Origin of the sequence: Streptomyces viridochromogenes DSM 40736 (assembly GCF_000158955.1) — a bacterium.
Taxonomy (GTDB): Bacteria; Actinomycetota; Actinomycetes; order Streptomycetales; family Streptomycetaceae; genus Streptomyces; species Streptomyces venetus.
In genome coordinates, this window is record NZ_GG657757.1 from 7,430,707 (window position 1) to 7,447,201 (window position 16,495).

General features: G+C 71.5%; 15 protein-coding genes. 11 read left to right on the forward strand and 4 right to left on the reverse strand.

Annotation, left to right across the window (positions count from 1 at the left end; all coding sequences use genetic code 11):
- Positions 1 to 124 precede the first annotated feature (124 nt).
- The 7 genes from SSQG_RS32525 (at position 125) to SSQG_RS32555 (ending at position 9,248) form a co-directional block, all read left to right on the forward strand.
- On the forward strand, positions 125 to 1,900 hold the full coding sequence (locus SSQG_RS32525) for an FAD-dependent oxidoreductase (protein WP_003994210.1): 1,776 nt from the start codon (positions 125 to 127) through the stop codon (positions 1,898 to 1,900).
- 57 nt (positions 1,901 to 1,957) lie between these two features.
- Complete coding sequence (locus SSQG_RS32530) at positions 1,958 to 2,827, forward strand: intradiol ring-cleavage dioxygenase (protein ID WP_003994211.1); 870 nt, start codon at positions 1,958 to 1,960, stop codon at positions 2,825 to 2,827.
- Entirely contained in the window at positions 2,824 to 3,969 is a 1,146-nt protein-coding gene (locus tag SSQG_RS32535; protein WP_003994212.1) for a maleylacetate reductase, read from the forward strand. The genes SSQG_RS32530 and SSQG_RS32535 overlap by 4 nt, the downstream gene beginning before the upstream one ends.
- A gap of 25 nt (positions 3,970 to 3,994) precedes the next feature.
- Positions 3,995 to 4,831 carry an NAD(P)H-binding protein gene (locus SSQG_RS32540; RefSeq protein WP_003994213.1) on the forward strand — a complete coding sequence of 279 codons (837 nt, stop codon included), beginning with the start codon at positions 3,995 to 3,997 and terminating at the stop codon, positions 4,829 to 4,831.
- A 141-nt stretch (positions 4,832 to 4,972) separates the two neighbouring features.
- The gene (locus SSQG_RS32545; protein ID WP_003994214.1) at positions 4,973 to 5,887 is read left to right on the forward strand and encodes a YceI family protein; all 915 of its coding nucleotides are present in this window, start codon (positions 4,973 to 4,975) and stop codon (positions 5,885 to 5,887) included.
- 335 nt (positions 5,888 to 6,222) lie between these two features.
- On the forward strand, positions 6,223 to 8,265 hold the full coding sequence (fusA, locus tag SSQG_RS32550; protein ID WP_003994215.1) for an elongation factor G: 2,043 nt from the start codon (positions 6,223 to 6,225) through the stop codon (positions 8,263 to 8,265).
- A 134-nt stretch (positions 8,266 to 8,399) separates the two neighbouring features.
- Positions 8,400 to 9,248, forward strand: coding sequence for an alpha/beta fold hydrolase (locus SSQG_RS32555; RefSeq protein ID WP_003994216.1), 849 nt, complete (start codon positions 8,400 to 8,402; stop codon positions 9,246 to 9,248).
- Between the two features lie 327 nt (positions 9,249 to 9,575).
- Here the strand turns inward: SSQG_RS32555 and SSQG_RS32560 are convergent, their stop codons facing one another.
- Entirely contained in the window at positions 9,576 to 10,187 is a 612-nt protein-coding gene (locus SSQG_RS32560; protein ID WP_039934120.1) for an HD domain-containing protein, read from the reverse strand.
- A 174-nt stretch (positions 10,188 to 10,361) separates the two neighbouring features.
- Between SSQG_RS32560 and SSQG_RS32565 the strand changes: the two genes are divergently transcribed.
- Positions 10,362 to 10,904, forward strand: a complete 543-nt coding sequence (locus SSQG_RS32565; RefSeq protein WP_039934121.1) for a hypothetical protein — start codon at positions 10,362 to 10,364, stop codon at positions 10,902 to 10,904.
- Between the two features lie 50 nt (positions 10,905 to 10,954).
- On the opposite strand, the gene SSQG_RS32570 is transcribed toward SSQG_RS32565, so the two are convergent.
- Complete coding sequence (locus SSQG_RS32570; protein ID WP_003994219.1) at positions 10,955 to 11,917, reverse strand: ATP-binding protein; 963 nt, start codon at positions 11,915 to 11,917, stop codon at positions 10,955 to 10,957.
- 137 nt (positions 11,918 to 12,054) lie between these two features.
- On the opposite strand from SSQG_RS32570, the gene SSQG_RS32575 reads away from it, so the two are divergent.
- The gene (locus tag SSQG_RS32575) at positions 12,055 to 13,554 is read left to right on the forward strand and encodes an ABC transporter substrate-binding protein (RefSeq protein ID WP_039934122.1); all 1,500 of its coding nucleotides are present in this window, start codon (positions 12,055 to 12,057) and stop codon (positions 13,552 to 13,554) included.
- A gap of 8 nt (positions 13,555 to 13,562) precedes the next feature.
- On the opposite strand, the gene SSQG_RS32580 is transcribed toward SSQG_RS32575, so the two are convergent.
- Entirely contained in the window at positions 13,563 to 13,964 is a 402-nt protein-coding gene (locus SSQG_RS32580) for a RidA family protein (protein ID WP_003994221.1), read from the reverse strand.
- A gap of 115 nt (positions 13,965 to 14,079) precedes the next feature.
- Between SSQG_RS32580 and SSQG_RS32585 the strand changes: the two genes are divergently transcribed.
- Entirely contained in the window at positions 14,080 to 14,463 is a 384-nt protein-coding gene (locus tag SSQG_RS32585; protein ID WP_003994222.1) for a winged helix-turn-helix transcriptional regulator, read from the forward strand.
- 11 nt (positions 14,464 to 14,474) lie between these two features.
- Here the strand turns inward: SSQG_RS32585 and SSQG_RS32590 are convergent, their stop codons facing one another.
- Complete coding sequence (locus SSQG_RS32590; RefSeq protein WP_003994223.1) at positions 14,475 to 15,236, reverse strand: CDP-alcohol phosphatidyltransferase family protein; 762 nt, start codon at positions 15,234 to 15,236, stop codon at positions 14,475 to 14,477.
- 108 nt (positions 15,237 to 15,344) lie between these two features.
- Between SSQG_RS32590 and SSQG_RS32595 the strand changes: the two genes are divergently transcribed.
- Positions 15,345 to 16,325, forward strand: coding sequence for a zinc-dependent alcohol dehydrogenase (locus tag SSQG_RS32595; protein WP_003994224.1), 981 nt, complete (start codon positions 15,345 to 15,347; stop codon positions 16,323 to 16,325).
- The last annotated feature ends 170 nt before the right edge of the window (positions 16,326 to 16,495 follow it).

The following is a 16,495-nucleotide window of genomic DNA, read 5'->3' on the forward strand; positions in this document are numbered from 1 at the left end:
TAGCGGGTCCGGTTGAACGGCCAACAACTACTGCCCCCAGATGCGGAACGTCGACTTCCGTGGAAGGTGTCTCGTAATGAGACACCCGCGGCGTGCCCAACCGTCACATGATCATGAACGCTCGATGCCCGCCCCGACTTCCCCCCGCAGGAGCATCCCCGTGTCCACCGTCGTCGAGACCGACGTCCTGATCGTGGGCAGCGGCCCCGCCGGTGCCTCGGCCGCGCTCGCCCTGAGCACCTACGGCGTGCCCAACATCGTGGTGACCCGCTACGCCGGACTCGCCGACACGCCCCGCGCGCACATCACCAACCAGCGCACCATGGAGGTGCTGCGCGACCTCGGCGTGGAACAGGACGTCGTCGCGCAGGCCACCCCGCAGCACCTGATGGGCAACACGACGTTCTGCACCAGCCTCGCGGGCGAGGAACTGGGCCGGGTGCGCTCCTGGGGCAACGACCCGCTGGTGCAGGCCGCGCACGAACTCGCCAGCCCCACCCGCATGTGCGACATGCCCCAGCACCTCATGGAACCGGTCCTCGTGAACGCGGCCGTCGCCCGCGGCACCCGGCTGCGCTTCGAGACCGAGTACCTGTCGCACAGCCAGGACGCCGACGGTGTCACGGCCACCGTCCGGGACCGGCTGCGCGGGGACACGTACGAGATCCGCGCCAAGTACCTGATCGGCGCCGACGGCGGCCGGTCCAAGGTCGCCGCGGACGCCGGGCTGCCGATGGGCGGCCAGATGGGCGTGGCCGGCAGCATCAACATCGTCTTCGAGGCGGACCTCACCCGGTACACGGCCCACCGCCCCTCCACCCTGTACTGGGTCCTCGCCCCCGGCGCGACCGTCGGCGGCATCGGCGCGGGCCTGGTCCGCTGTGTCCGACCGTGGACCGAGTGGCTGATCGTGTGGGGCTACGACGTCACCGCGGGCGCCCCCGACCTCACCACCGAGTACGCCGAGGAGATCGTCCGGGGGCTCGTCGGGGACGACCGGATCCCGGTGACCGTGAAGTCGTCCTCGGCGTGGACCGTCAACGAGATGTACGCCGAGCGGTACTCCAACGGCCGCGTCTTCTGCGCCGGCGACGCCGTGCACCGCCACCCGCCGTCCAACGGCCTCGGCTCCAACACCTCGATCCAGGACGCGTACAACCTCGCCTGGAAGCTCAAGCTCGTCCTCGACGGCACGGCACACCCCCGCCTGCTCGACAGCTACACCGCCGAACGCGCGCCCGTCGGCCGGCAGATCGTCACCCGCGCCAACCAGTCCATCCGCGAGACCGCCCCCGTCTTCGAGGCGCTCGACGGACTCTCCCCGCAGACGCCCGAGCAGTTGTGGGCCAACATCGCCGCCCGGAAGGACACCGGCGAGGCGGCCGAGAAGCAGCGCGCCGCACTGCGCGAGGCGATCGCCTTCAAGGTGTACGAGTTCAACGCCCACGGCGTCGACCTCAACCAGCGCTACGCCTCCGACGCGATCGTCCCGGACGGCACGCCCGACCCCGGCTTCGCCCGTGACCCCGAGCTGCACCACCAGCCGTCCTCCCGCCCCGGCGCCCGTCTCCCGCACGCCTGGATCACCTCCGGCACCCGCACGCTCTCCACCCTCGACACCGTCGCCCAGGGCCGTTTCACCCTGCTGACCGGCATCGGGGGAGAGGCATGGGTGCGGGCCGCAGAGGCCCAGGAGCTGGAGATCGCCACCGTCGTGATCGGTCCGGGGCAGGAGTACGAGGACCCGTACGGGGACTGGGCGCGGCTGAGCGAGATCTCCGACGCGGGCGCCCTGCTCGTACGCCCCGACGGCTTCGTCGCGTTCCGGCACGCCTCCGCCGCCCCGGACGCCGGAGAACTGCTCGCCGACGCCCTCAGGCGGATCCTCGGACCCGCCTGAGCGCGCCATCATGGAAGAGGAAAAGCAAGCCGCGGACGCCGACGACGAGGAGCCGGGATGACCACCGACGCGACCGGGACCAGCGTCACCGAGCAGGCCGTCGCCAGCCTCGGCACGACCGCCGACCCGCGGCTGCGCGAACTGCTCACCGGCCTCGTCCGCCATCTGCACGACTTCGCGCGCGAGACCCGGCTCACCCAGGAGGAGTGGGAGCGCGCGATCGCCTTTCTCACGGCCACCGGGCAGGCCTGCACCGACACCCGGCAGGAGTTCATCCTGCTGTCGGACGTACTCGGCCTGTCCATGCTGCTGGAGACCCTCGACGGCCACGACGCGCCCGGAGCCACCGAGTCGACCGTGCTCGGGCCCTTTCACATGACCGAGTCCCCGGCCCGCGCCCTCGGCGACGACATCGACCTGGTCGGCGGCGGCGAGCCGTGCGTCGTCAGCGGCCGGGTCCTGTCCGAGGACGGCACACCGCTGCCGGGCGCCGCCGTCGACGTCTGGCAGGCGGACGACAAGGGCTATTACGACGTCCAGCAGCCCGGCGTCCAGCCCGCCGGCAACGGACGCGGACTGTTCACCGCGGACACCGAGGGCCGCTTCTGGTTCCGCACCTGCGTCCCGGCGCCGTACCCGATCCCCACCGACGGCCCGGTCGGCGACCTGCTGCGCGCGACCGGGCGGCACCCCTACCGTCCCGCGCACATCCACTTCATCGCCGCGGCCGAGGGACACACGCCCGTCACCACGCACATCTTCGTGTCCGGGGGCGACTACCTCGACTCCGACGCGGTGTTCGCCGTGCGGCGCAGCCTCGTCCAGGACTTCGCGACGACCGACGACGCCTCCCTGGCACGGGAGTTCGGCGTGCGGAACCCCTTCCGGCAGGCGCGGTTCGACCTCGTCCTGGAGCGGGCGTCATGACCTCCGAGGGTGACATCTCCCAGGGGGACATCTTCCGGGGCGACTTCTTCCAGGGTGATTTCTCCTACGAGACCCGGCCCGTACGCGTCGTCTTCCGGCCCGGCGCGGCCGTCACCGCGACTCCCGGCGAGGCCGCGCGCCTCGGTCTGCGGCGGCTGCTCGTGGTGTGCGGAAGCCGCGGCGAGCGCGTCGCCCGGGCGGTCGCGGACGCGCTCGGCGACTCCTGCGCCGGACTGCACGCCGAGGCCCGCATGCACGTACCCGTCGAAGACGCCGACCGGGCCGTCGCTGTGGTGCGGGCCGCAGGGGCTGACGGGTGCGTCGCGGTCGGCGGCGGCTCCGCGATCGGGCTCGGCAAGGCGATCGCCCTGCGCACCGGGCTGCCGCTGATCGCCGTGCCGTCCACCTACTCGGGTTCCGAGATGACCCCGGTCTGGGGCCTGACCGAGCACGGCGCCAAACGCACCGGCCGCGACCCGGTCGTGCAGCCGCGCAGTGTCGTCTACGACCCCCGGCTCACCCTCTCCCTGCCCGTACCGCTGACCGTGACCAGCGGCGTCAACGCGCTCGCGCACGCCGTGGAGGCGCTCTACGCGCCGGACGCCTCGCCGCTGGTCTCGGTCATGGCCGAGCAGGGCGTACGGGCGATGGCCGAGGCGCTGCCGCGACTGGCCGCCGACCCGAAGGACCTGGACGCGCGCGGCCGGGCGCTGTACGCGGCCTGGCTGTGCGGCACCTGTCTCGGCGCGACCACGATGGGACTGCACCACAAGCTGTGCCACGTGCTGGGCGGCAGCTACGGACTGCCGCACGCCGAGACGCACACCGTGGTACTGCCGTACGCGCTCGCCCACAACGCTCCCGCCGTCCCTCAGGCGCTGACCGTGCTGCGCCGGGCGCTCGACGCGGACGACGTGCCGGGCGCCCTGTGGGAACTGTCCGGACGCCTCGGCGCGCCCCGCTCGCTCGCCGAACTCGGCCTGAGGGAAAGCGACGTGACACCGGCGGCGGACCGCGTCGCGGGCGAGCCGTACGCCAACCCCCGCCCGGTGACGGCGGAGGGGGCCCGGGCCGTGCTGCTCGCGGCCTATGGCGGAGGCCCACCGCAGACCACTGGGCTCCCGTTCGCGGACACTGGCTGACCGCAAGCCCTCCTACGGTCGAGGCATGACACAGACGCAGAAGATCCTCGTCACCGGTGCCACCGGAACCGTCGGCCGCCACGTCGTCGCCGAACTGCTCGCCCGGGGCCACGAGGTCCGCGCCCTCACACGGGACGCCGCGAAGGCCGGTCTCCCGGCCCAAGTGGAGGTCGTCGAGGGGGATCTGACCGAACCCGGCACCCTGGCACCGGCTCTGGAGGGCGTCACCGGCCTCCATCTGATCACCTTCGGCGGGGCCGCCTTCACCCCGCTGGAGACCGGCCCGCGGATCCTGGAGACGGCCCGCTCGGCCGGTGTCCGCCGGATCACCGTGCTGCACGGCGGCGGGCCCACCCCGTTGGAGGACGCGGTGCGTGCCGACGACACCGTCGACTGGACGGTGCTCATGCCGGTCGAGTTCATGGCCAACGCACTGGAGTGGGTGGACGGGATCGTCGCCTCGGGTGAGGTGCGGGAGCCGTTCGTCACGAGGCTGAGCGCCATGGTCCACGAGGGCGACATCGGGGCCGTCGCCGCGGTCGCGCTCACGGAGGAGGGGCACGGACGCCAGGAGTACGTGATCACCGGCCCCGAAGTGCTCACCGTGGGCGACAAGGTGACGACCCTCGCCGCCGCCGTCGGCCGGGAGATCGCCCTGGTAGAGCTGACCGAGGAGCAGGCCCTCGCGCGGTGGCGGGCGGCGTACCTGCCGGAGGACGTGATCGACTTCCTGCTGGAGGCGTACGGGAACACCCCCGAGGTGGGCCGTACCGTCTCGGACGCCGTCGAGAAGGTCACCGGCCGCCCGGCCCGGACCTTCGCCCAGTGGGCCGCCGCACACGCCGACGCCTTCAGGCCGTAAACCCTCTTGACTGTCTCGTATTGAGACACCCGTGCCCGAGACCGGTGCGGCACGATGGACAAAGGGGGTGTGACCGCAACAGGGTGCGGCCGTCGGCGGACCGCGCCGTGCGGCCGTGCCACCCGATGAAAGGTGAACCACATGGCCCTCGCACTGCTCCGGCGCCGGTGGCTCAAAGGCACCCCCGCCGCAGCGGCGGGCCTCGCCCTCCCCCTCCCGTCCGGCGCCGGCGCCGTGACCCGCGAGGTCGTCGACCCGATGGGCACGCCCCTCGCCGCCGCGGACGTCACCGTCACCGCACTCGACACCCACCGGGTGGCCGCCCGCGGGATAACCGACCCGTACGGCTACTTCCTCGCGGCGCTGCCGCCCGGCCGGTACAGCCTGATGATCGCGGCGCAGGGCCTCCAGCCGCACCGCGAGACGATCGAGATCTCGATGGGCGTGCCGACGCCCACCGAACGGGTCTGGCTGCGACCGGCCGAGGCCCTCCAGCTGCCGGCGCCCGGAAACTGGCTCTTCGACCCGCCGCACACCGCGATCCGGTTCATCGCCAAGCACGTCGGCATGGCCCATGTCCACGGCCGTTTCGAACGCTTCGACGGCGGGATCCAGATCGCCCAGGACATGTCCGAGTCCCGGGTGAGCGTCCGTATCGACGCCTCCAGCATCACCACCGGAAACACCACCCGCGACAACCATCTGCGGTCCGGTGACTTCCTGGACGTCGAACGCTTCCCGTACATCGACTTCAACAGCACCCGCTTCGCCTACCGGGGCGGCAGCAAGTGGTCGCTGCTGGGCTCCCTCACCATGCACGGTGTCAGCCGCTCGGTCTCACTGGACACGACGTACCTCGGCACCGTGAACGGCGGCTACGGGCAGGAACTGCGCTGCGCGGCCCTGGCGACGGCGGAACTGCACCGCGAGGACTTCACGTTGAACTGGCGCTCCATGCTGGCCCGGGGCATCGCCGTGGTCGGCCCGACGGTCCAACTGGAGCTGGACGTCCAGGCGATGTACCGCACCCACGACACCCCGACCCCGCCGGAATAATCCCTGGCCCCGTTCCGCCTCGCCTCCCTACACTCACCGGGTATCCAGCGCCGCCCACGACGTGAGCGGGCGCGAACTGCCGTGACGAACGAGGGGAGAGGGCCATGCGTGACCACACCGTTGTCGCCGTCTCCCCGCAGCGCTACGAGGTGATCCTCGTGTCCTCGTCGTTCCGGTGCCCGCTGCGCGGCCGGCACCGGATGACCGGGACGAACGTCTGACACCACAGGACCGGCACAGGATGCTGACGCCACGTCAGGGTCCTGTGCCGCCCTGCCCTTCCCGCCCGGAAATCGCGCTGCCCCTCTCCCGATCGCCTCGAAAGGCCATGGGCCGTGCGCATCAACCACAACCCGCTCGCCGCCGTCCGCAACCTCGGCATCCTCGCCCACGTGGACGCCGGCAAGACCACCGTCACCGAACGGATCCTGTTCGCCACCGGAACCACGCACAAACGCGGCGAGGTCCATGACGGCACGACCGTCACCGACTTCGACCCGCAGGAACGGGACCGGGGCATCACCATCTTCGCCGCGGCGGTGAGCTGCGCCTGGGACGGTCACCGGATCAACCTGATCGACACCCCTGGGCACGTCGACTTCGCCGACGAGGTCGAGCGTGCGCTGCGCGTCCTCGACGGGGCCGTGGCCGTGTTCGACGCGGTGGCCGGGGTCGAACCGCAGAGCGAGTCGGTGTGGCGGCAGGCCGACCGGCACGGCGTTCCGAGGATCGCCTTCGTCAACAAGATGGACCGCGCCGGTGCCGACCTCGACGCGGCCGTCACGTCGATCCGGGAGCGACTCCATCCGGCCCCGCTGGTGGTGCAGCTGCCGATCGGCTCGGAGGACACCTTCGCCGGTGTCGTCGACCTCGTCCGCATGCGCGCCCTGGTGTGGTCCGACGGCGACGCCTTCGAGGAAGCGCCGGTGCCGGACGGCCTGCGGGGCGAAGCCCTCGCACGCCGCCGGGCGCTGGAGGAGGCTGTGGCGGAACTCCATCCGGGAGCCCTGGAGGAGTTCTGCGACACCGGCACGCTCTCCGAGCGGACGCTCTCCTCGGCGCTGAGGGAGCTGACCCGGGACGGTGCCGGAGTGGTCGTGCTGTGCGGCTCCGCCTACCGCAATCGCGGGGTCGAGCCCCTGCTCGACGCGGTCGTGGCCTACCTGCCGTCGCCACTGGACGTGCCGCCGGTCCGGGGCGCCCACGACGGTGACGAGCAGGAGCGGCCCGCCGACCCGGCGGCTGCGCCTGCCGCCCTCGCGTTCAAGGTGCACGCCACCCCGACGGGACGGCTGACCTACCTGCGGATCTACTCCGGGACCATCGAGAAGGGAGACACCCTGTGGGACGCGAGCGCGGGACGCACCGAGCGGATCGGACGGATCCTGCGCGTCCAGGCCGACCGGCACGCACCGCTGGACCGGGCCGTCGCCGGGGACATCGTCGCCGTCGTGGGGCTCAAGTCGGCCCGCGCCGGCTCGACCCTGTGCGCGCCGGACGCCCCGCTCGTGCTGGAGCCTGCGGGTGTGCCCGAGCCGGTGGTGTCGGTCGCGGTCGAGCCCCGCGGGGCCGGTGACACCGACCGACTGGCCACGGGGCTGGCGCGGCTCACCGAGGAGGATCCCTCGCTGGTCGTACGGACCGATCCGGAGACCGGGCAGACCGTGCTGTCGGGCATGGGCGAACTGCACCTGGAGGTGGCGGTGGAGAAGCTCCGGCGCGAGCTGGGGCTGGAGGTCAACGTAGGGCGCCCCCGGGTCAGTTACCGCGAGACCGTCGGCCGGGGCGTGTCCGGACTGGTGTACCGGCACGTCAAACAGGACGGCGGGGCGGGGCAGTTCGCCCATGTCGTGCTCGACGTGGAGCCGCTCGCGGACGGCGGTTTCGAGTTCCGCTCGGCCGTCGTCGGCGGGCGCGTGCCGCAGGAGTACGTCCGGGCGGTCGAGGCCGGATGCCGGGACGCCCTCACCGAGGGGCCGCTCGGCGGGCACCCGGTGACCGGGCTGCGGGTCACGCTCACCGACGGTTCGACGCATGTGAAGGACTCCTCGGACACGGCGTTCCGCACGGCCGGCCGGCTCGGCCTCCGGGAGGCGATGCGCGCCTGCGCGATGGTCCTGCTGGAGCCGGTGGTCGAGGTCACGGTCACCGTGCCCGAGGACGCGGTGGGCGGAGTGCTCGGCGACCTCGCCGCCCGGCGCGGCAAGGTCACCGGCTCGGACACCCGGGCGGGTGCCGCGGTCGTCACCGCCACCGTGCCGCTGGCCGAACTGTTCGGCTACGCGACCCGGTTGCGCAGCCGCACCCAGGGCCGCGGCACCTTCACGGCCCGGCCCACCGGCTATGCGCCGGCGCCGGTCGTGACACCGGTGCGGTAGTACGGCACCGGCCCCTCCGGAAGAGGAGGGGCCGGTGTCCCTCAGGGGGCCGACACACCGTGGACGGCACGCCGTACTCCGCCCCGGTGGAATTCCGGTTGCCCCGGGCACCGCCTCGTGCCAACCTCGCGATCATGCCCACCTTCACCGCCTCCGACGGCACCACCCTCGCCTACCACGTGACGGGCGACGGCCCGCCCCTGGTCTGCCTCCCAGGGGGTCCCATGCAGGACTCCGTGTATCTGGGGGAGTTGGGGGGCCTGACAGCCCACCGCACCCTGATTCGGCTGGACCTCAGGGGCACCGGCCGGTCCGCGGTACCGGGGGACACGGCGTCGTACCGCTGCGACCGGCAGGTCGCGGATGTCGAGGCGCTGCGCGAGGAGTTGGGGCTGGAGCGGATGGACCTGCTCGCTCACTCGGCCGGTGCGAACCTGGCCGCGCTGTACACGGCCCGCCACCCGGACCGCGTGGCGCGGCTCGCCCTCGTCACGCCCAGCGTCTTCGCCGTCGGCCTCGGCATCACGGCCGAGGACCGGCTGCAGACGGCACGCCTGCGCCGGGACGAACCCTGGTTCGCCCCGGCGTACGCGTCCCTGGAGGCGATCACGTCCGGCCGGGCGACGGCGGACGACTGGGGCGCCGTCGCCCCGTTCTGGTACGGCCGCTGGGACGACGCGGCGCGGGCGTTCCGCGCGGCGGAGGAGCACCAGCGCAACGACGAGGCCGCGGCCCTGTACGCCTCCGACGGCGCCTTCGATCACGACGCGACCCGGGCCGCCCTCGCCTCGTTCTCCTCGCCAGTACTCGTCCTCGCCGGGGAGTACGACGTGGCGGGGCCCGCGCGAGTGATGAAGGAGTACGCGGGCCTCTTCCCGAGGGCTGAACTGGCCGTGCAGGACGGGGCCGGGCATTTTCCCTGGCTCGACGGTCCGCAACGGTTCGTCAGCGCCTTGGCGGCCTTTCTGGACGAGGCCGGGTAGCGTCAGCGGTCAGTGAACTCCTCAATGAGCTGCTGGGCCTTCCCCGTTAGTCGCCGTGGTGCACGCCCTCAACCCGCACGTCAATCCGAACCGCAACGGCTGGTCGTTCTGGATCGTCACGGCCACGGGGCAACTGCTGCAGAGCATTCGGTAGCGGGCGGCAGCTCGGTTCGCGCCTCGCTTCGCAGTCCCGTCACCACCAGGACGATGACGGGACAGGTGACTTTGCCGTGTTCACCGTCATGAGCCTCGACCGGAGCGAGAGGCCGCGACGGGCTGGGTGGGGCGTCCTCCGGACAACTCGCCCCAGCCGGCGCCACGAGTCACCTACGTACCGGCCACCCGCAGGATGCTGCCGCCGCACGGTACCGGCCGGGTGAGATCGGGGTCACCGAACTCCGCGCGCAGGGCCTGGAAGAGGGTCACCTTGTCCGCACCGAAGCGGCGGACGTGGGCGGCGTATTCGTCGGGGGAGAGGAATGCCGACGGCCGGGACTTGGTGTGGAACTTGTCCGCGTACATCACCAGCCTCTCCTCCTCCGTCACCGCCAGGTAGTCGGCGGGAGGGAGGGGCAGACCCTGACTCACGATGTCGTGCCGCGTGAGTCCCACGCCGGTGTGGTGGGAGCAGAAGCGGCGGAGGGCCACGGGGAAGCCCTCCGCTTCGAGGATCTCGTGGCCGAGCAGTCCGTGCCGGATGTAGTTCTCGTGGTCCAGCCTTCCGTCGTCCCCGTAGAGGCGGTAGACGCCGATGTCGTGGAGGAGGCAGCCGGCGCGGACCAGTTCGGCATCGAGATGAGCGAAGCGGGGCGCGGAGAGGAGCTGCTCGGCGATCCCCCAGACGATCTCGCAGTGCGTGTGGACGAGCGTGAACGCCTCGGCGGTGGGCGCGTGCTTCTCGTGCAGCGCTCGGATCTCTGCGGGGCCCGGAATGCTCACCGGGGGAGCGTAACAACCACCGGTCCCGCACGGTCGGCCAGTTCCCACGCCGTCTGTTTTCACGCGATCGGGTGAGGCTGCGGAGAAGCGGGCACGGGCTGGGACCGCGGGCCGTTCGAGCTGGTGACGGGGGGTTCTCGTCCATCGCCATCACGACAACAGCCGGAGCACACCATGGGCCTGACTTTCCACCGCAACCCGGACGGCACCACGACCGGGCGCAACGAGGCCAACGGCTTCACCGTGACGCACGCCGAAGAAGAAGAGGTGAAGCGGCAGTTGTACGAGGACGCCGGGTGGGAGTACACGCCTCCACCGCCTCCTGTTCCGCCCGGATTTTATCGATTCTCTCTGGTGCACGACGAGTTCCGGTCCTCCGGGTTCGGGGACGAGAGGTATGCGGGGCTGCGGGCGCGTCCGCCGGAGGGGTGCGTGGCGGTCGACTGGGGATGCTTCGCCCTCGAGTGCGAGCGGCCGGGGAAGACGCTCATGGACGCGGTCGCCGGTACCGTCGCGGAGGTTCGCCGGGAGCACGGGCTGGTGATGAACAGCCTGGGCGTCGAGAAGCCCCAGGAGTGGTTCGACGCGGACAACAAGAACGGATACGCGGCGGAGATCGTCGCGCACCTGGTGCTGATGGCCGCTGACCGCGCCCGACTGCTCGGGTATCGGCGCAAGGACGTGGTCCGGCTACTCGATGCCACCGGGATCGAGTAGCCGGTGGGGTGGATCAGCGGTCCCTGACCCCGTTGGCGGTGTGGTGCGCCTCAGGGCAGGAGAGCGGCCGGCCCCGGGACGAAGTCCGGATCCACCTGCGCCGCCAGATCCTCCCCCGTGCGGGCATCCGCCCACGCCCGGGCGTTGCGCAGGTGGAACTCGACCGCGTGGCGGTGGAGGCGGTCCCAGTCGCGGGGGCGGGAGTCCACGGCCTCGCGGAGGACGGTGAGGGCGTGCCGGTTGTGCGGCTCCAATGACGCCAGCGCGTCCGGGCCGGACTCGGTGCGGCCCTGCTCCGCCGCGCGGACCCAGGGCGAGTGCACCAGGTGGGTCAACAGGTCGTCACCGACCTGTTCCTTGAGGAAGAGCAGGTCGTCCTCGCAGGTCACCTTGTTGCCGATGACCGCGATGCGGATGCCGAACCGTTCCGCGTGGTCACGGTACTGGCGGTAGACCGAAACACCCTTGCGGGTGGGTTCAGCAACCAGGAAGGTGAGGTCGAAGCGGGTGAACAGGCCCGAGGCGAAGGCGTCCGCGCCCGCCGTCATGTCGACGACGACGTACTCGCCGGGCCCGTCCACGAGGTGACCGAGGTACAGCTCGACCGCGCCGAGCTTGGAGTGGTAGCAGGCCACGCCCAGGTCGGACTCGTCGAACTCGCCCGTGACCATGAGCGGGACACCACCCGCGCGGCCGACGTGCCGGGCGTGCAGCTCGTCGTCGCCGAGCGGGCGGAGCAGGCGGGAGCCCCGTCCCGGCGGGGTCGTCTTGATCATCACCTCGGGGGAGGCGATGCGGGGGTTCGTGCCGCGCAGAAGGCCTTTGACCGCGTCCAGATGCTCGCCCAGGGGAGTGGCGGGCCGCTCCTCGCCGCCCAGAGCCTCGGCCAGGTGCTGGTTGATGTCGCCGTCGATGGCGAGGACCGGGGCGCCGGAGCGCGCCAGGTGACGGGAGAAGAGTGCCGACAACGTGGTCTTGCCGCTGCCACCCTTGCCGACGAACGCGACCCTCACGACCGTCCCGCCTTTTTGAAAATGGATGTCATGTAGTTAGGTTTAGGGAGTGATCGTCACCACTGTCAAATTCCTTGGGCCGTTAGGGGTCGCCTTGATGTAATCACCTTGATGCATATGCTGTGCAAGTGCGTGTCATGAGCATCAAGAGTCCGTTCCGCTTCCTCGCCGCCCTCGTCCTCGTCCCGGGCCTGACCGGCTGCTTCGCCTCCCCGGGCGGGGGGTCGTCGCCGGACGGCGGGCCGTTCGGCTCCCGGCTGCGTGTCGCCCTCGCCTTCCCGCCCGCCGAGAACTTCTCACCGTACGGAGCCGACGCGACCCTGCTGAGCCGGCTCGGCGTCACCGAGGGGCTGACCGCCCTGGACGCCAACGGAGGCGCGAGCCCCGCGCTCGCCCGGTCCTGGCACCGGGAGGGCGACCGCACCTGGCGGTTCACCCTGCGCGAAGCCACCTTCCACGACGGCACGGACGTCACCCCGTCGGCAGTGGCCGAGGCGCTCACCCGCGCCACGAAGGCGAAGCCCGCGCCCGCCGCCCTCGCCGGTGTCCGCCTCACCGCGAAGCCCGACGGCGACCGTGGCATACGCATCACCACCACCGCCGCCGCCGACCCCGTCCTGCCCATGCGGCTGTCCAGCCCGAGCCTGGCGATCCTCTCCCCGAAGGCGTACGGCAAGGGCAACCCCGACCCGGTCGGAACCGCCATCGGGCCCTTCGAGATCACGAAGGTGAGCGGCGGCGGCTCCGCCTCCCTCGACCGCTTCGACGACTACTGGGGCGGCCGCGCCCACGCCTCCGGCATCGACGCGCGCTTCGTCAAGGACGGCACCGCGCGAGCCAACGCGGTGCGCACCGGCGACGTCGACATCGCCGAGGCGCTCCCCGTCGCCCAGGCCGCCACGCTCGACAAGGCCACCCTCCAGGAAGCCGGCACCACCCGCACCACCAGCCTGCAACTCAACACCCGCTCCGGGCCCTTCCAGGACCCGAAGCTGCGGGCCGCCGCCCGCGAGGCGGTCGACACCTCCACCCTCGTCAAGGGCGTCTTCGAGGGCTACGCCGACCCGGGCGCGGGCCTCTACGGCCCCGCCGTCACCTGGGCCGAGAGCAAGCGCGTGAAGCCGACCGGACGCGCGGACGCGGCCCGGCCCGACGGTGCGCGGATCACCCTCGCCACCTACGACAACCGGCCCGAGCTCCCCGAAGTCGCCCAGGTGGTGCAACAGCAACTCGAGAAGGCCGGCTTCGAGGTGAAGCTCGAAGTGCGCGAGTACTCACGGCTGGAGAGCGACGCGCTGGCCGGGAAGTTCGACGCGTTCATCGGCGCCCGCAACAGCCTCCTGGACACCGGCGACCCCGTCGGCATCCTCGCCGGCGACTACACCTGCGACGGCGGCTACAACCTGGCGCTGCTGTGCGACAAGAACGTCGACCGGGCCGTCGAGAAGGCCGACGCCACCGACGGCACCGGCGAGCGGCAGGACGCGGCCATGGCCGCCGAGGCCGAGATCCTCGGCACCGACGCGGTCGTGCCGCTCGCCCACCAGCGGATCATCGCGGGTGTCTCCACCAAGGTCAGGGGCGTCGTGCTCGACCCGTACGAGCGGACCCTCGTGAATGCCGGCACGCGTCGCTGACCTGCGGGTCAGGCGGGCAGTTTCGTGTCGACCACGCAGCTGATCTCCACGACCTGTCCGGGGAAGGTCAGTTCGGTGACCCCGAGGGCCGTGCTGACCGGGCGGTGGTCGCCGAAGTACGCCCGGTTGGCTTCCGCCACCGCGCCGGCGTTCTTCACCAGGCCCACCACGTACAGCGTCTGCGAGACGATCTGGTTGCGTGTGACGCCGTAGTGGGCCAGGACCCTGTCGATGTTGGCGTGGGTCCGCTCCAGCTGGGCGGCGAAGTCGTCCGTGGGACGGAAGGTGCCCGCCTCGTCGAACGCGAGCTGCCCGGAGACGTGGATCAGATCGCCGGACCTGATCGCCTGCGCGTAGCCGAAATGGCTCTCGGCCGGGATGGCATGGTCGTAGACATCGGGAGTGGTCACCGTTCCTGTCCTTCCGTCGAGCATGCACGGGCGTGCTCTCTTGTGGTTACTCGGAAACCGTAGGAGAGTGGGCGCCGAGCTGGAAGAACGCACTTTTCGGTGACAGGGGAACCAGATGGTGACCAAGCAGCAACTGAGCGGGCTGCCCGAGGACGCGGACCTGAGAAGGGCGGACTCCCTGGCGCGGGAGATCTTCTCGGACGTGGCCAACAAGTGGGCGCTGCTCATCATCGAGGCCCTCGGCGAACGCACCCTGCGCTTCAGCGAGTTGCGCGACGAGGTCGAGGGCGTCAGTCACAAGATGCTCACCCAGAACCTGCGGATGCTGGAGCGCAACGGCCTCGTCGACCGGAAGGTGCACCCGACCGTGCCGCCGAAGGTCGAGTACACGCTGACCGAGCCGGGCCGGGCCCTGCGCGCCACGGTGGATCTGCTCTGCGGCTGGACCAACCAGTACCTGGGTCACATCGAGGCGGCGCGCGGGCGGTTCGGCAGCTGACCGGCCGGGCGTCAGCCCGCGACCAGCTCCCGCACCTGCCGCGGCGACGGGGCTTCCTCGACCCGCGAGGTCCGGTACAGCCACAGCACATCCCGTCCGAACGACCACACCAGCAGGCCCAGAGCCAGGGCCGCCACCCCGAAGTTGACCGCGTACGGCAGCAGGTCGGCGCCCGCCAGCAGCAGGAGCACGCCCTGGAGCGCCGCGACCGTCTTGCGGGCGGTGCTCGGCGGGAGCGCCGCGGTCAGCCAGGGCCACACCCGGGCGGCGCCGACGAAGACGTACCGCATACCGCCGATCAGCAGCACCCATAGGCCCAGTTGCATCGACACGTACACGCTGAGCACCAGGATCAGGAACGCGTCGACCTCCATGTCGAAGCGCGCGCCCAGCGGGGTCGAGGTGCCGGTGCGGCGGGCCACCTTGCCGTCGACGCCGTCGAGGATCAGGGCCACCGCCGTCAGGCCGACGAACAGCGACACCGGCGGCGAACTCTGGAAGGAGTCCGCGACCAGCGCGGTGACCCCGCCGACGAGCGTGGCCCGGCCGAGGGTGACCCGGTTCGCCGCGCCGAAGCTGCGCAGCCGGGAGCGGTGCAGGGCCCGGGAGAGCACCGCCCAGGTGGCGAACGCGAACGCGAGGCCGCTCAGCCAGCCCGCCGGGCCCATCCCGATCGCCGTGCCGATCAGGGCCAGCAGCAGGACCTGCACGCCCGCCCCCAGGGCGGTCTCCTGCTGTACGAGCCTCGCGTCGTAAGTGTTGTTCAGGGCCACCGAACACCCTCCGGCCGTGTGACAGAGTCGATCAACGCCGCTACTTTGTGCGCGGCCTGTGCACCCCTCGGTACGCAAGCCGCTTCCCGATCGTTCAGGAGGACTTCGATGAAGCAGACGGCACGGTCGTTCTGGGTCGACTCGCCCGGTCGAGGCGGGATCCGGGACGTCGTCCTGCCGGAACCCGGCGAGGACGAGGTGCTGGTCCGGTCGCTCTACTCCGGAGTGAGCCGCGGCACGGAGACGCTCGTCTTCCGCGGGGGCGTACCCGTCAGTCAGCACACGGCCATGCGGGCACCGTTCCAGGAGGGCGACTTCCCGGGCCCGGTGAAGTACGGCTACCTCAACGTCGGTGTGGTGGAGGAGGGACCCGAAGCGCTGGCCGGCCGTACCGTCTTCTGCCTCTACCCGCACCAGACCCGCTACGTCGTCCCGGCGAGCGCCGTCACGCCCGTCCCCGACACCGTGCCCGCCGAACGGGCCGTGCTCGCCGGGACCGTGGAGACCGCCGTCAACGCCCTGTGGGACGCCGCGCCCCTGGTCGGCGACCGGATCGCCGTGGTCGGCGGCGGCATGGTCGGCTGCTCGGTGGCCGCGCTGCTCGCCCGGTTCCCCGGTGTCCGCGTCCAGCTGGTCGATGCCGACCCCTCCCGTGCCTCGGTCGCCAAGGCCCTGGGCGTCGACTTCGCGACCCCCGGCGACGCCCGGGGCGACTGCGATCTGGTCGTCCACGCCAGCGCCACCGAACAGGGCCTCGCCAGGTCCCTGGAACTGCTCACCTCCGAAGGGACCGTGCTCGAACTGAGCTGGTACGGCGACCGGCAGGTCAGTGTGCCCCTCGGCGAGGCCTTCCATTCACGGCGGCTCGTCATCCGCTCCAGCCAGGTCGGCACCGTCTCCCCGGCCCGACCGCACCGCACCTACGCCGACCGGCTCGCCGTCGCTCTCGACCTGCTCGCCGACCCGGCGCTCGACGCCCTCGTCACCGGTGAGTCCGCCTTCGAGGACCTGCCCGACGTGCTGCCGAAGCTGGCCTCCGGCGAGATCCCCGCACTGTGCCACCGCGTCCGCTACGACGAGAACGCCTGACGCGCACGACGCGAACGACTGACGCGCACGACGGGAGCGATCGGCACATCGGCTGACGATTCGTTCCATCCGGTACGACATCGTCCCCGACAAGAGCGCCTGACCTGAGAAAAGACGTACCCGAGGCTGAACAGGGGAAGGAAAGGAGCCGTATTACCCGGCATCCCCGG

Coding starts and splice junctions, on each gene's coding strand:
- SSQG_RS32525 (WP_003994210.1), top strand. CDS start 125: ATGCCCGCCCCGACTTCCCCCCGCAGGAGCATCCCCGTGTCCACCGTC.
- SSQG_RS32530 (WP_003994211.1), top strand. CDS start 1,958: ATGACCACCGACGCGACCGGGACCAGCGTCACCGAGCAGGCCGTCGCC.
- SSQG_RS32535 (WP_003994212.1), top strand. CDS start 2,824: ATGACCTCCGAGGGTGACATCTCCCAGGGGGACATCTTCCGGGGCGAC.
- SSQG_RS32540 (WP_003994213.1), top strand. CDS start 3,995: ATGACACAGACGCAGAAGATCCTCGTCACCGGTGCCACCGGAACCGTC.
- SSQG_RS32545 (WP_003994214.1), top strand. CDS start 4,973: ATGGCCCTCGCACTGCTCCGGCGCCGGTGGCTCAAAGGCACCCCCGCC.
- SSQG_RS32555 (WP_003994216.1), top strand. CDS start 8,400: ATGCCCACCTTCACCGCCTCCGACGGCACCACCCTCGCCTACCACGTG.
- SSQG_RS32565 (WP_039934121.1), top strand. CDS start 10,362: ATGGGCCTGACTTTCCACCGCAACCCGGACGGCACCACGACCGGGCGC.
- SSQG_RS32575 (WP_039934122.1), top strand. CDS start 12,055: ATGAGCATCAAGAGTCCGTTCCGCTTCCTCGCCGCCCTCGTCCTCGTC.
- SSQG_RS32585 (WP_003994222.1), top strand. CDS start 14,080: ATGGTGACCAAGCAGCAACTGAGCGGGCTGCCCGAGGACGCGGACCTG.
- SSQG_RS32595 (WP_003994224.1), top strand. CDS start 15,345: ATGAAGCAGACGGCACGGTCGTTCTGGGTCGACTCGCCCGGTCGAGGC.